The organism is Bradyrhizobium sp. UFLA06-06 (genome assembly GCF_054820065.1).
The window spans coordinates 49,989-64,553 of sequence record NZ_JADFUD010000045.1; the positions used below are offsets into that span (position 1 = coordinate 49,989).

A 14,565-nucleotide genomic window follows, 5' to 3' on the forward strand; every position below is an offset into this window, starting at 1 on the left:
CGCTTCGCGGCTCCTCAGGATGACGGGCTTAGAATGGCGATAATACCCGTCCTCAATTCCCCGTCTGGAGCTCGCCGAAGCGATCCCAGGTCTTGCCGTTGAAACGCATCAGCTGCATCTGATCGACCGGCACGTGGTCGGCCGGTGAGGTGTTGACCTTGATGCCCGGCAGCAGCATCGGCAATTCCAGGCCCTTGATCGCGAATGCCTGACGCAGGATGTTCTCGGTCGAGAGATCGTCGCCGCAGGCCTTCAGCACCGCCTCCAGCGCCATCGCGCTGTTGTAGGCGTTGACGTAGTTGGTGTCGTGCTGGTCGCCTTCCGGCACGTATCTGGTCATGAACTCGCGCCAGCCCTTCATGCCGGGATCGTCGCTCCAGGCCGGATCGTCCGGGTCCTTCACATAGGCCGTAGAGATGATGCCGGTGCCGGCCTCGAGGCCGGCAGGCTGCATCACGGTCGAGATCCACACCGCTGTGTTGGACAGGAAAGTCATCGGCCGCCAGCCGATCTCAAAGGCCTTGCGGATCGACTGCGCCGCGAATTTCGGCGTCGCCGCGATCACGAAGACGTCGGCATTGGTGGCCTTCAGCTTGACGATCTGGGAGTCGATCGTCGGATCCGTGATCTCATAGGTCGCAACGGTGACGACGGCATCATACTTCTCGCCGAGGACGTCCTTGATGCCGGCGAGATAATCGCGGCCGTAGTCGTCGTTCTGCGAGATGACGGCGAACCTTGCATTCGGATTCTTTGCCAGCGCGTAGCGCGCATACAGCCGTGCCTCGTAGCGGAACGGCGCCTGCACGCCCATCGTCGCCTGCGGGAATTGCGCGACGTCGCCGAATTTCGAGGCGCCGGAGGCCAGGAACAGCTGCGGGATGTTCTTGCCCTGCAGGTACTTTGCGATCGCGGTGTTGTGCGCGGTGCCGATCGAGGAGAAGATCAGCGCGACCTCGTCGCCCTCGACGAGGCGGCGCGTCTGCTCCACCGTCTTCGGCGGCGCGTAGGAATCGTCCAGCGAGATGAAGTTGATCTTGCGGCCGTTGATGCCGCCGCGCTCGTTCAGCATCCTGAAATAGCCGGCCTCGCCCTTGCCGAGTGCGCCGAACGCCGACACCGGCCCGCTATAGGGCATGGTCTGGCCGATCCTGATTTCGGTTGAGGTGACGCCGCGCATCTCGGCGGCGACGGAAGACGTGGGCAGCAGCAGGAACGAAATGGCGCCAAGCGCGCCGAATGCCTTGCGCATCGGCCTCCCCTCCCCTTTTCTTGCCGCGCCTTCAGACAACGCGGCCGTGCCGTTTGACGGCTTGGCGCGAGGATGCCACGGCGCCGCAACGGGGGCCAAGGATATTCGCAAGGCGCGATCTCAGCGCTTGCCGCGGTCCTTGACGGGGATCACGAATTTCAGTCCCGACCAGACGTCATCGACCGCACAGACCTTGACGTCGACCAGGCCGTTCGCGAGCCCGGTTTCGCGGACCTGTCTCTCCGTAAGATCGGTCGCGACACCCGAGCTCTTCTTCGGCCACGACACCCAGATCATTCCGTCAAGGGCGATCGCCTGACGGTAACGCCGCAGCTTGGCCGCAAGCCCTTGGGCCTTGGCGGCGAACAGGTGCACGGCATCGAGCGGTGCGCGTGCGGTCTTCGCCACCAGCACATCGGCGGGCAGTTCGCCGACAACGTCACCGTAGGGAACGGACAACCCGTCGACAAAAATACAAAAGCCCGGCTTGAGGCCGAGCTTTTGCACAACTGGTTTGCCGCACGTGCCGGCCATCGCGGGCGAGGCTTACGCCTGCGGCTGCGGCTCCATGCCGGTGTCCGGATCGGGACGCGGGCGCGGCTTGCCGGCCGGCGGCACGGCGGATGCGCGCGGCGTCGACGGCTCCAGCACCGACTCGCGGTTGGGCTTCTTGCCCTTCAAGAGGTCGATGATCTCGTCGCCGGTCAGCGTCTCGAACTCGAGCAGGCCCTTGGCGAGCGCCTCGAGATCCTCGCGCTTCTCGGTGAGGATCTTGGTCGCCTCGTTGTAGCCTTCCTCGACCAGACGCCTGATCTCGGAGTCGATCTTCTGCACGGTCGCCTCGGACGCGTTCTGCGTGCGCGAGACCGACATGCCGAGGAACACCTCGTCCTGGTTCTCGCCATAGGAGACGGTGCCGAGCTCTTCCGAGAGGCCCCAGCGCGTCACCATCATGCGTGCAAGGCGGGTCGCCTGCTCGATGTCGGAGGCGGCGCCCGAGGTCACCTTCTCGCGGCCGAAGATCAGCTCTTCGGCGACGCGGCCACCCATCATGATAGCGAGGCGCGAGGTCATCTGCTCGAGCGACATCGAGAGCTTGTCGCGCTCGGGCAGCTGCATCACCATGCCCAGCGCACGGCCGCGCGGAATGATGGTCGCCTTGTGTATCGGATCGGTCGCGACGACGTTGAGGCCGACGATGGCATGGCCGCCCTCGTGATAGGCCGTCAGCAACTTCTCTTCCTCGGTCATCACGAGCGACTTGCGCTCGGCGCCCATCATCACCTTGTCCTTGGCCTCTTCGAACTCGGCCTGCGTCACCATCCGCTTGTTGCGGCGGGCGGCGGTCAGCGCAGCCTCGTTGACGAGGTTCATCAGGTCGGCGCCCGAGAAGCCCGGGGTGCCGCGCGCGATGGTCTTGAGGTTGATATCCGGCGCCAGCGGCACCTTGCGGACGTGAACCTTGAGGATCTGCTCGCGGCCGACGACGTCCGGGTTCGGCACCACGACCTGGCGGTCGAAGCGGCCGGGACGCAGCAGCGCGGGATCGAGCACGTCGGGACGGTTGGTCGCCGCGATCAGGATCACGCCCTCATTGGCCTCGAAGCCGTCCATCTCGACCAGCAACTGGTTCAGCGTCTGCTCGCGCTCGTCATTGCCGCCGCCGAGACCGGCGCCGCGATGACGGCCGACCGCGTCGATTTCGTCGATGAAGATGATGCAGGGCGCGTTCTTCTTGGCCTGCTCGAACATGTCGCGGACACGGCTCGCGCCGACGCCGACGAACATTTCGACGAAGTCAGAACCGGAGATGGTGAAGAACGGCACATTGGCTTCGCCCGCCACCGCGCGCGCGATCAGCGTCTTGCCGGTGCCGGGAGGGCCGACCAGCAGCACGCCGCGCGGAATCCGGCCGCCGAGCCGCTGGAACTTGCCGGGGTCGCGGAGGAATTCGACGATCTCCTGCAGATCCTGCTTGGCCTCGTCGACACCCGCGACGTCCTCGAAGGTAACGCGGCCGTGCGCCTCGGTCAGCATCTTGGCGCGCGACTTGCCAAAGCCCATCGCCTTGCCGGCGCCGCCCTGCATCTGCCGCGACAGGAATATCCACACGCCGATCAGCGCGATGAACGGCAACCAGGAGACGAGCAGCGAAACGAACCACGGCACGTTGTCGCCGGGCGCCTTCGCGGTGATCTGCACCTTGGCGTCGTAGAGACGCTTCACCAGCGACGGATCGCTCGGCGCGTAGGTCTGGAAGCTCGTGCCATTGTTGAACGTGCCGTGAATCTCAGGCCCCTGGATCACGACGTCACGGACATGGCCCTGATCGACCTCAGTGAGAAGCTGCGAGAACGAGATGTCCGAGGACGACGAACGCTGGCCAGGATTCTGGAAAAGCGTGAACAACGCCAGCAACAGCAGGACAATGATGACCCAGAGGGCGAAATTCCGCAGATTGGCGTTCATGGTCTTCCTTCGTGGTCGCGCGGATCGCGGCCTCTCTCTAATCCTTGGGCAGGCTCTGTGGGAATCCCCAGGGAATCCATCCCGTCGATGCCTTACAATCTAGGTGCCGCTGGGGTCGATGCCAAGGGAACCACGCACGACTATTTACCGCATCCTAGCGCGATTCCCGGTCAAAAAATGGCGCTGAATCCGGTGTTTTTCCGGGGTGGTTAAGCCTCCTTGCCGGATTATGACAGCGATTGAAACAATCGAACCCGGCTCAGCGGGAGCGCGCCCGGCGGGGTGGCGCCGGCCCGATCCTGATACGGCCGGCGGCGACGCTGATGACCGCTCCGGCAAGCGTCTGTTTCAGCTTGGATTCGCGTTTTCCCAAGGCGCCATCGATGGCCTGATCGACCGCGGCGAGCAGGGTTTCGACCTTGCCGAGTTCGGCCGGCCCCTCATGCCCGACGCGGTCGATCGCGCGCTTGAGCAGACGGACGCGGATTTCCTCGGGCATCACCGCGAACAGCGCAGCGTCGAAGCCGGTACGAGGGTTATCCTCGCTTTTCAACGCAAGATAGTGTTCGGCGCCGTCGACCAGCAGTTCCAGGGTGGCGTTGGCGCGCGCGATCCTTGCGGCGAGCCGCGCCAGGTTCCGCGCGTCGCCGCCCTCCTCCGCGAGCATCGGCATCAGCGCGCGCAACCGTGGACGCGTGTAGGATCGATCGCGGTTGGTCGGATCGTCGGCAAAGCCGATGCGCGCCTTCTTCAGCGTCGCGATCAGCTGCGCCTTGGAGATGTCGAGCAGCGGCCGTGTCAGCAAGACGCCGTCGCGCTCGGTCTCGCGCGCCATAGCCGAGAGGCCCGCAACGCCGCTGCCGCGCAGCATCCGCATCAACAGCGTCTCGGCCTGATCGTCACGGGTGTGCGCGGTCAAGATATGCGTGGCGCCATGCTTGCGTGCGGCCTGCGCGAGCAGGCGATAGCGGGCCGCGCGCGCGGCCGCCGGCACGCCGGTTCCAGGCTTTGGTCCAGTCCAACGCAACGTGTGATGCGGCAACTCGAGACTTCGCGCCAGCTGCTTGACGTCGCGCGCCTCGCGAGCCGCTTCAGGACGCAGGCCGTGATCGACGGTGACCGCCACCAGCCGCGGTCCCTGCGCTAGCGCACGGCGCCAGCGCGCGGCCAGCCACATCAGCGCGACTGAATCGGGACCGCCGGACACCGCAAGCAGGATCGCCGGCGCGCCCGCGAGGCCCGCGAACAGGCGCTTGGCGTCCCTTGCCGGGATAGCGGATTGATCGTCGGGCATCGCAAAACCAGCTGCTGGCGGAGAGGCCGAAAGCGGCCTTCCCGCATCTGGTTTAGCACTTCACGCGCTTCTGCTCGCGGTCAACCGCGGTCTTGACCCCGCCGGACGCGCGCGGGTACTTCCGCGAGATCTCGCCGAACGCGGCGCAGGCGGCTTCCTTTTCCTTCAGCGCCGCCAGCGACTGGCCGAGCCGCAGCAGCGCGTCGGGCGCCTTCGCGGACTTGTCGAACTTGGTGGTCACGCCGAGGAAGGTCTCCGCAGCGTCGCGATATTGCTGGCGCTGGAAATAGCTTTCGCCGAGCCAGTATTGCGAGTCCGCCACCAGCGGATCGCTCGGATATTTCACCGCAAAGTTCTTCATCGTCTCTTCGGCGAGCGCATAGTCCTTGCGCTGCATGTAGCCGATGCCGAGGTCGAACTCGTCCTTCGGCGTGGCCGACGGGGGCAATGTGGTCAGGGCCGCGCTCGCGCCGGGGGCACGCTGCGGGCTTGTGTTGCCGAGATCGAGCGGCTCGCCCGCCCCGCGGCCGCCGGGGGCACCGACCGCCGCATTGCTCTGCACCGGCATCTGGCCGCCGCCACCGAGCACGCGCGGGGCGCCAGGGGCGTTCGGGTTCTGGCTCGGATCGAACGCATCGCCGCGACCGCGGCGGCCGGAAGCCGCCGCCGGCGCGGGCTCCTGCACGACCGGCGCGGGCGCCGCGATCTGTTGCTGCTGGTCATAGCCGCCCTGCGGCTGCCTGCCATATCCTTGCTGCGGCTGGCCGTAGCCTTGCTGGGGCTGGGCGTAGCCCGGCTGCGCTTGCGGGTAGGCCTGCGGTTGCTGCGCCGGCGGCACCGCCGCGACGCCGGGCTGCGCCGCTGGGGCCTGTCCACCAGGGCCTGGCGGCTGGCCGCCGAGCTGGCGCAAGCGTTCCTCGAGCTGACGGTTGCGGTATTGCAGCTCCTCGTTCTGGCCGGTCAGCTGCCGCAGCTGGTTTTCGAGCCGCTCGATCCGCATTTCGGCATCGGAATCGTCGGATTGGGCAAACACTGGCGCGGAAACGGCGAACAGCGCCGCGATCGCCGCGGCGGAAGAAAGAAAATGAATCCTGGATGACATTTTGCCCTGACGACGAGATCGACGTGAAAAGCGAGCGACATTGAAAGACGGAGTACGCCGGAATTGTGACTGGCACTTCAAATCCGGGTCAGCGTCGCGGGATACCGGTTTAGTACGGACGCTGGAACAAGCAAGCGGCCAATTGCGCGCAGCTTCGTTCATCTTGATGACGTCAGGCCGGGCTTTCACGTGGCCAAAACAAAACCGGCGCCCGAAGGCGCCGGCTTGAAAGCAGTTATCTCGGATCGCGTCAGGAGCTGGCGTTCAGCACAGTGACGGCGCGACGATTCTGCGACCAGCAGGAGATGTCGTTACAGACCGCGACCGGACGCTCCTTGCCGTAGGAAATGGTGCGCATGCGGCTCGGATCGATGCCGCGCGAGGCGAGATAGGCGCGGACCGACTGGGCACGGCGGGCACCGAGCGCGATGTTGTATTCGCGGGTGCCGCGCTCGTCGGCATGACCTTCGATGGTGAAGGAGTAACGGTTATAGGTCTGCAGCCACTGCGCTTGCTTGTCGAGGGTCGCCGTCGCCTGCGGGCTCAGATCGGTCTGATCGCTCTCAAAGAACACGCGGTCGCCGACATTGACCACGAAATCCTGCTGGCTGCCCGGGGTCGCGGCGCCCCCAATTGCGCCATTGGCGTCCAACGGGTTCTTGTTGGCGCAGGCACCCATCGACAGCGCCACCGCCAGAACCGCAACCAGCTTCATACCCTGGAGATAATTCATTCCCGGAGCCTCCACGCTCGCGCTCTTCGTACTACCCAATCGGTCTACAGGGCGATGGTTAAGCGAACGTTCCGTCAACCTTGACGAGACCTTGCTGGACCCCATCAAATGCCAGGCAATGGCGAAAAGCGCCCCCGATGGTTAATGGGTGGCAAATGTGGCGCGATGGTGAAGGGAAGGCCAGGTTCGCGGGAACCGGCCGCTTTTGCAGGACAATTTGGCCTGCGCGCAACAGTCGATCGACACTGAATCGATGAGAATGCCGATTTCCTCAGGGATTCGGCACGATCGACGCGCGCTCGAACGGCTGCACGACGCCGTCGGGCTGCAACTGGCCTTCACGGTCGAACAGCATTCGCCGCTCGAAGGCGCTCGAGCGCAGGAAGGGATAGCGGGCCAGCACGCGTTCCCGCACCGTCGGTAGATGCGACGCCATCAAGCCGACCGGCTTCACCAGCCCGGGATAGAGCCGCGGCTCCGACCAGGTCTCGTGCAGGAACACGCGCCGGTAGAACGCCATGTGCTCGGGCCGAACCGGTGCAAGGCCGTAATCGGCATTGAAATGCACACCCGCGGTCGAGCCGAGGCGCACCGTGACATAAGGCAGTTCCGGATTGTTCCGGGCCTTTTCGGGATCCGCGACGAAGCGCGTCGAGTCGATGAACACCAGACCCTGATCAAGCTTCGGCAGCAGCACGTCGCCGAACACCTCGAGCGTCGGCGAGGTACGCCATTCCGGCGTCACCACGGTGATGCGGATCGAGCTGCAGAGTTCGCCTTGCAGATAGACACCGAAGACCCAGGCATTCGGCGCATCATCGAACCGGTCGACGACCCGCTCGTCCGCGGAGGGCCGGATCGCGCCTTCGCGCAGATAGGCGCGATAGCGAAGCCGGTAGATCTCGTCTTTCTGTTCCGGGGTCTGAGCGAGGCGGTAATCGACTTGATCCAGAGGGTCCGCAAGCCTTCCTGTCGCGGGCTTGATGGCTTCGGCCGCGGACCTCATTTGGTACTCCCTGAACAACTCAACAACTTCAACGCGCGAGCCAAAAGATTAACAGCTTCTTAATTTCCGTCAAAGCAATCGAGGCAATACAGTTAACCACTGGCCGCAAGGGCACACCACGAATGGTGCAGCCGAAGGATCTCACAACTATCGATTGAGGGTATTGCGCCGGGTCAGGCGATCGAGCGCGAGGGAACCACGTGCAGTTGCTCGTCGGTCCGCCGACCGTGCGAGGCATTGAGCAGCTGGCGGATGCGGACGGAGGGAACCGGCCGGCTGAACAGGTATCCCTGTGCTTCAGTCACCGCGCCATCGGCGCTGATCAGTTCGAGCTGCTCATTGGTCTCGATGCCCTCGACCACGACCGACATGCCGAGATCCGCCGACAGCCGCGCCACCCCGCGCAGCAGCGTCAGCGGACGGTCGCTGTCGATGCCCTCGAGGAAGGAGCGGTCGATCTTGACCTTCTGCAGCGGGAAATTGTGCAGGTAGCTGAGCGACGAGTAGCCGGTGCCGAAATCGTCCAGCGAGATCCGCACGCCGAGCGAGCGCAGTTGCGAGAGCACGTCGTGGGTCAGCTCGGTGTTGTGCAGCAGCGAGGATTCGGTGATCTCGATCTCGAGACGGTGCGCCGGCAGCCCGGAGACCTCGAGCGCGTAGCGAACCTCGCTCAGCACGTCGCGCTGGTGGAACTGCTGCGGCGAGAAGTTGACCGCGACGCTGACCGCCTCGGGCCACTTCATGCATTCCATGCAGGCCTTGCGCAGGATCCAGCGGCCGAGATCGACGATCAGACCCATGTCCTCCGCGACCGGGATGATGTCGACCGGAGAGACCGTGCCGCGCGCCGGATGATTCCAGCGCAACAGCGCCTCGCAGGTGCTGACTTTGCCGGACTTCAGGTTGATCAGCGGCTGGTAGAACAGCTCGAATTCCTCGTTGGCGAGCGCCTTGCGCAGGTCAAGCTCGAGGATGCGGCGGGCCTCGACGGTTTGCGCCATCTCGTCGCGGAAGAAGCAGAAGGTGCCGCGGCCGTCGGCCTTGGCGCGGTAGAGCGCCATGTCGGCGTTCTTCAGCAACGTGTCGGCGCCGACGCCGGGCGCGGTCATCGCGATGCCGACGCTGGCTCCGATCTCGACCAGGTGGTTGTCGATCTTGTAGCGCTCGCTGAGGCGGTCGACGATGCGCCGCGCCAGCGCCGCAGCGTCCTCGTGCGAGTGGATGTTCTGCTGGAACACGACGAACTCGTCGCCGCCGAACCGCGCCACGAAATCTTCCGGCCGCAGCATCTCGCGCAGCCGCTCGGCGACCGCGCAGAGCAGTTGGTCGCCGCAGGGATGACCGAGCGTATCGTTGACCTGCTTGAACTGGTCGAGGTCGACGAACAGCAATGCGGAGCGATGGTCGCCGTGCTGCATGGCGAGCAGCCGGCCGATCTCGTCGCGGAAATTGACGCGGTTGGGCAGCGCGGTCAGCTCGTCGTAGCGCGCGAGGTGGCTGATCCGGGCCTCGGCGTCCTTGCGTTCGGTGATGTCCTCGACCAGCACCACCGTGCCGCCGCCGGCCATCGGCTGGAAGGTCCAGTCCAGCGAGCGGTTCTTGGTGGGATCCGGATCGCTGGTGACGATATCGCCGCGCTGCGAGCTCTCGATCTCGTAGAGAATCTGCTGCGCGGCCGCGGCCGAGATCGAGCCGGACAGGACGCAGGCGTTGCAGATGTCGGTGGCGCTGGCGCCGCGCTGCACGAAATCGTCCGACAGCTGCATCATCTCGATGAAGCGGTGGTTCATCACCGCAACGCGGCCGTCGGCGCTGAACATGCACAGGCCGTGCGGCATGTTGTTCAGCGCGGTATCGAACTGGCCCGCCAGCGCGGCCTCGCGCTCCTTGGCGATCCAGGCGTTGACGTAAATGCGCTGCAGGCTGGAGGTCAGGTGCCGGATGGCGCTGAAGAACACCAGGCTGAGCAGCGCAAGGGCGATGTGATAGGGGCCGCCGACATACATCAGCGCCAGGATCAGGGGACCGATCGACATCAACAGATGCAGGTGGAAGATCTGCGGCCGGCCGAAGGTCCGCCCTACCCCCGCCGAGGTGTAGGCGACCACCGTGGTCACGCACAGCATGTGCGCGGCGGCATCATCGGTCGTGAGCAGCACGGTGACGCCCCAGATGCCGAGCGAAATGCCGTAGGCGATGGTGCCGATCCGGTAGCGCTTCTCCCAGGTCACGGACTCTTCGACGGTGAGCCGGGAATTGCGCTGCTGGTAGCGGTACATCTGCAGCGCGCGCGCCAGCCCTACCACGATGAACAGCGGCACGCACAGCCAGCACAGGAGATTGCTCGTGACAGCCGCAATCACGGCGCCCGCAATGGCGGGGCCGAAGGCGCCGAAGATCATGGGCGCGGGGTTCATGAACAGGGAATCGACCAACGCCGCCGAAATCGTCGGCGACATCGACCGGTCCGGTTCACCCGTCTGACTTGCAAACTGCATTGTGAGAGCGCGCGTCCTTTTCAGCTCGCACTCTTACTGATCGCAGGTGAAGTCTTTCTGAGCGAACATCGTTAGCAAGTCCTTGCCGCGCCAGGGCGACGGCCGGAATTCACCATAAAATTCAGTGCGCTAGGTGAGAAGTGCCGATCGGCGCCGGGGTTCCCCAGGAGCAGTCTGCACCCGGCTCACGACAACAGCGGCGACCAGGCCGGGTCGGAGGCAAAGCCCGGGGTCGGCACCCGCAGCTCATTGCGCCCGGAGACGTCGATGGTGAACAGCGACGGGCCGCTGTTGCCGCCGGGATCGCGGAAGAACATCACGACGCGCCCGTTCGGCGCAAAGGTCGGGCCTTCGTTATGGAAGCCCGAGGTCAGGATGCGCTCGCCCGAGCCGTCGGGTTTCATGATGCCGATCGCAAACTGCCCGCCGCCCTGCTTGGTGAAGGCGATGTAGTCGCCGCGCGGCGACCACACCGGCGTCGAATAGGTGCCGTCGCCGAACGAGATGCGCTGTGCGCCCCCGCCGGTTGCCGGCATCACATAGATTTGCGGCTTGCCGCCGCGATCGGATTCGAAGCAGAGCCGCGTGCCGTCGGGCGCGTAGGACGGCGAGGTGTCGATCGCCGGCGTGTCGGTCAGCCGCGTCATCGACTTCGAGCGCAGATCCATCACGAACAGGTTGGAGTTGCCGCCCTGCTGCAGGCTCATGATGACGCGCTGGCCGTCGGGCGAGAAGCGCGGCGAGAACGACATGCCGGGGAAATTGCCGACGATCTCGCGCTGGCCGGTCTCGATGTTGAGCAGATAGACGCGCGGGTCGCCCTGCCCGAACTCCATGTAGGTGATTTCCTGGGTCGACGGCGAGAAGCGCGGCGTCAGCACGAGGTCCGAGCCGCGGGTCAGGTAGCGCACATTGGCGCCGTCCTGGTCCATCAGCGCAAGGCGCTTGACGCGGCGGTCCGCCGAGCCGCTCTCGTCAACGAACACGACGCGGGTATCGAAATAGCCCTTCTCGCCGGTCAGCCGCTCGTAGATCTGGTCGGAGATGATGTGGGCGATGCGCCGCCAGTATTCAGCCGACGTGTCGTACTGCTGGCCGGCGAGCTGCTGGCCGGTGTTGACGTCCCAGAGCCGGAACTCCGCCTTGACGCGCCCGTTGCCCTGGCGCGTCATACGGCCGGTCACCAACGCCTGCGCGTTGATGCTCTTCCAGTTGTTGAAGTTCGGCGCCGCGTCGATGTTGATCTGCTTCTCGAGATAGGCCGCCTGATCGATCGGCGCAAACAGGCCGCTGCGCTTCAGATTGTTGGTGATCACCTGCGTGACGCCGACACCGACCTCGGTGTCCCCGGGCGTGCCGGCGGCAAAGTTCGGGATCGCGATCGGCAGCGGCGCGAAGTCGCCTTCCGGAATGACGACGCGCTTCTGTGCAAAGACGCTGCGGCTTCCGGCCAGCACGCCAAGGGCAGCCATTCCGGAGATCATCTGTCGGCGGTCGAGGCGAAACGTCATTGCACGCAAATCATTCTGGTCGGTCATTGTCCGTAGACTTTGTTTGTTATTGGCCAAGCGACGCCGTCGCCCTCAGGTCTTTCGCTCTGTGAACACCGGCGCAAAATACTTCCATTCTTCGAAGAAGGCCGCCGGCAGATTGTACGGCTGGCATTCGATGATCGCTCGCAGCGCGCTCTCCTGATAGACGCGCAGATAGGGCGTCGCCGGCGTCCCTTCCGGCACCGGCATGCCCTCGAGCGAGCCGTCACGCTTCAGCTTGATCGAGAACACCGCCTCTGTCTGCTGCGCCTCGATGCCGCCATAGGGCTTCTTCCAGCAGCGCTCGACCTGCTGCTTGAACATCGCGCCCCAGGTCGCGGAGTTGTCGGCGGCCTTGCCCTTTGCCGTGCCGAGCGCGGCGTTGGCGTTCAGCGTGTCGCCGGTCGCCGATGCGCGCGTCGGGTCACGCTTGTCGAGCAGCGCCGCGATCTTGCTCTGGTCGAACACGCGATCCTTCGGCTTCTGCTCCGGCGGCGGCTTCGCGGCCTGCTGCACCGGCTTCGGCGGCGGCTTCTTCTCTTCCTTCTTGATCGCTTCGGCGATCGGGTCGGGCTTCACCGGATCGGGCTTCTTTTCGACCGGCTTCGGCTCTTCCTTCGGCTTGTTCTCGACCTTCTTCGGCGGATCCGGCTTCTTGTCTTCCGGCTTCTCCACCTTCGGCGTCGGCGCTGGCGCCGTATCGGTCACGACCGGCGGCTTCTTGTCGTCGATCTTGCCGACGGCATCATCCATTGGCTTGGCCTCGGCGACCTTCTCGACCAGCGGCTTGGGATTTTCCTTCTTGCCGTCCTTCTGGCCGGCCATGACGTGCGAGAGCTGGTCCGACGAGATCACGTCGACGGCGACCGATTCCTCTTCCGGCATTACATACGCCTTGGTCGAGAACGAAATCAGGCCCCACCCGATCACGAGGACGTGCAGGACAATCGATGCCGCCAGAGTCTTGTCGACCTTGACCTTCAAATCAGGCTTCCCCGTGCCTTGCCGTACATTGGCACTATCCACCTTCCGGGATGATGACGATATTCGCCTTGAATCCTGCGGCCCGGACCTCCCCGAGCAGTTTCATCATATCCGTGTAACAGACGTCCTTGTCGCCGCGCAGATAGACCACCTTTTCGGCATCCGACCGGGCGTCCCCGATCGCCTTGATCTTGGCCGGAAAATCGGAGGCCGTGACCGGCGCGTCGCCCAGATAGAGCTCGACATTCGAGTTGCAGCCACCGCCGGTGCGCTTGACCGACAATGTCAGCGGCGGCTGGTTCGACGAGATCGACTTGCCGCCGCTCGCCACCGGCAGGTCGATGTCGATGTTCGACGTCATCAGCGGCGCCGCCACCATGAAGATGATCAGCAGCACCAGCATCACGTCGACCATCGGCGTGACGTTGATCTCGGCCATCACAGGCTTGCGCCCGCGGCGGCGTCTGCCACCGCCGCCGGACCCTGCCATGCTCATCGCCATGATTGTGCGCTCGCAACAGTGTCCATCATCTAACTCAACCCCGCTCGTCGATCTGACGGGACAGGATGGCGGAGAACTCGTCGGCGAAGCCCTCCAGGCGCGCGGCCTGCCGGTTCACCTCCGAAGTGAACTTATTGTAGAAAATAGTCGCCGGAATTGCGGCAATCAGGCCGATTGCGGTGGCAAACAGCGCTTCCGCGATACCGGGCGCCACCACCGCCAAAGAGGTGTTTTTGGAGGCCGCGATCGACTGGAAGCTCGACATGATGCCCCAGACGGTGCCGAACAGGCCGACAAAGGGGCCGGCCGAGCCCACGGTGGCGAGCACCAGCAGCCGGCGTTCCAGCCGCTCCACCTCCCGGGCGATCGAGACGTTCATGACCTTCTCGATCCGCGCCTGCAGACCGGCAAAGGACCGCGACTGGCTCTCGAAGGAGCGCTTCCACTCCCGCATCGCCGCGACGAAACAGGCCGCCATCGACTGGGTCGGCTTGGCCGACAGCGCCCGGTAGAGTTCCTCGATCGACTGGCCGGACCAGAAGGCCTGCTCGAACTTGTCCATGGCCCGCTTGGTGCGGGCGTAGAGCAGGATCTTGTCGATTGCGATCGCCCAGACCCACACCGAGCAGGACAGAAGTCCCAACATCACGCATTTGACGACCCAATGGGCCTGCCAGAACAGCGCGATCAGCGACACGTCGCTCGATGCCAGTGGCAGAGTTGACTGAGCCACATCGGCGGGATTCATCGGCAATATCCTCTCAACGCAAGTGTCCCAATTCGGCGGGCCGCCAATCGGCACCCCTTCCACGGCCGCGCGCCCGGCGCGGCAAAACTGCGCGAGAGCCTCTTACATCTGTCGCATGGGGGGCCCGTCCAAAGCCGGGCCCTGCTTCCCCTGCCAACATGTCAAAACGAGGGCTTTTCACGCGTCATTCCGACCCTAACCAAACGCTAATCATGGTTAAGGCGAGGTTACCAAAGGGAAATTTGGAGGCGGGAAATGCCGCCGGCCGGGGAGGTTGGCGGGTTCCACAGATGAACAGTTTCCGCGGGATGGAAGGTGGCGAGACCCCTCCCCACGTCGTCCCGGCGAAGGCCGGCAACTGTTATGTCGGTTTGGTCTGCAGGTACGGCTTTCGGTCTCGCATCATGGCATTGAGGACCGTGAGCAGCTTCCTGGCGACGGCGAT

General features: G+C 64.7%; 12 protein-coding genes. All 12 read right to left on the bottom strand.

Annotated features, from left to right (window positions below):
- Positions 1-52: 52 nt before the first annotated feature.
- Positions 53-1,252 carry an ABC transporter substrate-binding protein gene (locus tag IF803_RS30080; protein ID WP_461194549.1) on the bottom strand — a complete coding sequence of 400 codons (1,200 nt, stop codon included), beginning with the start codon at positions 1,250-1,252 and terminating at the stop codon, positions 53-55.
- Between the two features lie 120 nt (positions 1,253-1,372).
- On the bottom strand, positions 1,373-1,759 hold the full coding sequence (locus IF803_RS30085; RefSeq protein WP_461194550.1) for a DUF3052 domain-containing protein: 387 nt from the start codon (positions 1,757-1,759) through the stop codon (positions 1,373-1,375).
- 39 nt (positions 1,760-1,798) lie between these two features.
- Positions 1,799-3,721 carry an ATP-dependent zinc metalloprotease FtsH gene (gene ftsH, locus IF803_RS30090; RefSeq protein WP_018268750.1) on the bottom strand — a complete coding sequence of 641 codons (1,923 nt, stop codon included), beginning with the start codon at positions 3,719-3,721 and terminating at the stop codon, positions 1,799-1,801.
- A gap of 259 nt (positions 3,722-3,980) precedes the next feature.
- On the bottom strand, positions 3,981-5,015 hold the full coding sequence (tilS, locus tag IF803_RS30095) for a tRNA lysidine(34) synthetase TilS (protein ID WP_461194551.1): 1,035 nt from the start codon (positions 5,013-5,015) through the stop codon (positions 3,981-3,983).
- Positions 5,016-5,067: 52 nt separating this feature from the next.
- The gene (ybgF, locus tag IF803_RS30100; RefSeq protein WP_461194552.1) at positions 5,068-6,117 is read right to left on the bottom strand and encodes a tol-pal system protein YbgF; all 1,050 of its coding nucleotides are present in this window, start codon (positions 6,115-6,117) and stop codon (positions 5,068-5,070) included.
- A gap of 250 nt (positions 6,118-6,367) precedes the next feature.
- Entirely contained in the window at positions 6,368-6,850 is a 483-nt protein-coding gene (pal, locus tag IF803_RS30105; protein ID WP_016846948.1) for a peptidoglycan-associated lipoprotein Pal, read from the bottom strand.
- 271 nt (positions 6,851-7,121) lie between these two features.
- On the bottom strand, positions 7,122-7,856 hold the full coding sequence (locus IF803_RS30110; protein WP_038385214.1) for an N-acyl amino acid synthase FeeM domain-containing protein: 735 nt from the start codon (positions 7,854-7,856) through the stop codon (positions 7,122-7,124).
- Between the two features lie 173 nt (positions 7,857-8,029).
- Complete coding sequence (locus IF803_RS30115) at positions 8,030-10,354, bottom strand: putative bifunctional diguanylate cyclase/phosphodiesterase (RefSeq protein ID WP_461194553.1); 2,325 nt, start codon at positions 10,352-10,354, stop codon at positions 8,030-8,032.
- Between the two features lie 185 nt (positions 10,355-10,539).
- Entirely contained in the window at positions 10,540-11,865 is a 1,326-nt protein-coding gene (gene tolB / locus IF803_RS30120) for a Tol-Pal system beta propeller repeat protein TolB (RefSeq protein ID WP_461194554.1), read from the bottom strand.
- A gap of 72 nt (positions 11,866-11,937) precedes the next feature.
- The gene (locus tag IF803_RS30125; RefSeq protein WP_461194555.1) at positions 11,938-12,870 is read right to left on the bottom strand and encodes a cell envelope integrity TolA family protein; all 933 of its coding nucleotides are present in this window, start codon (positions 12,868-12,870) and stop codon (positions 11,938-11,940) included.
- 34 nt (positions 12,871-12,904) lie between these two features.
- Complete coding sequence (locus tag IF803_RS30130; protein WP_461194557.1) at positions 12,905-13,372, bottom strand: biopolymer transporter ExbD; 468 nt, start codon at positions 13,370-13,372, stop codon at positions 12,905-12,907.
- 34 nt (positions 13,373-13,406) lie between these two features.
- On the bottom strand, positions 13,407-14,120 hold the full coding sequence (gene tolQ / locus IF803_RS30135; protein WP_016846954.1) for a protein TolQ: 714 nt from the start codon (positions 14,118-14,120) through the stop codon (positions 13,407-13,409).
- Positions 14,121-14,565 lie beyond the last annotated feature (445 nt).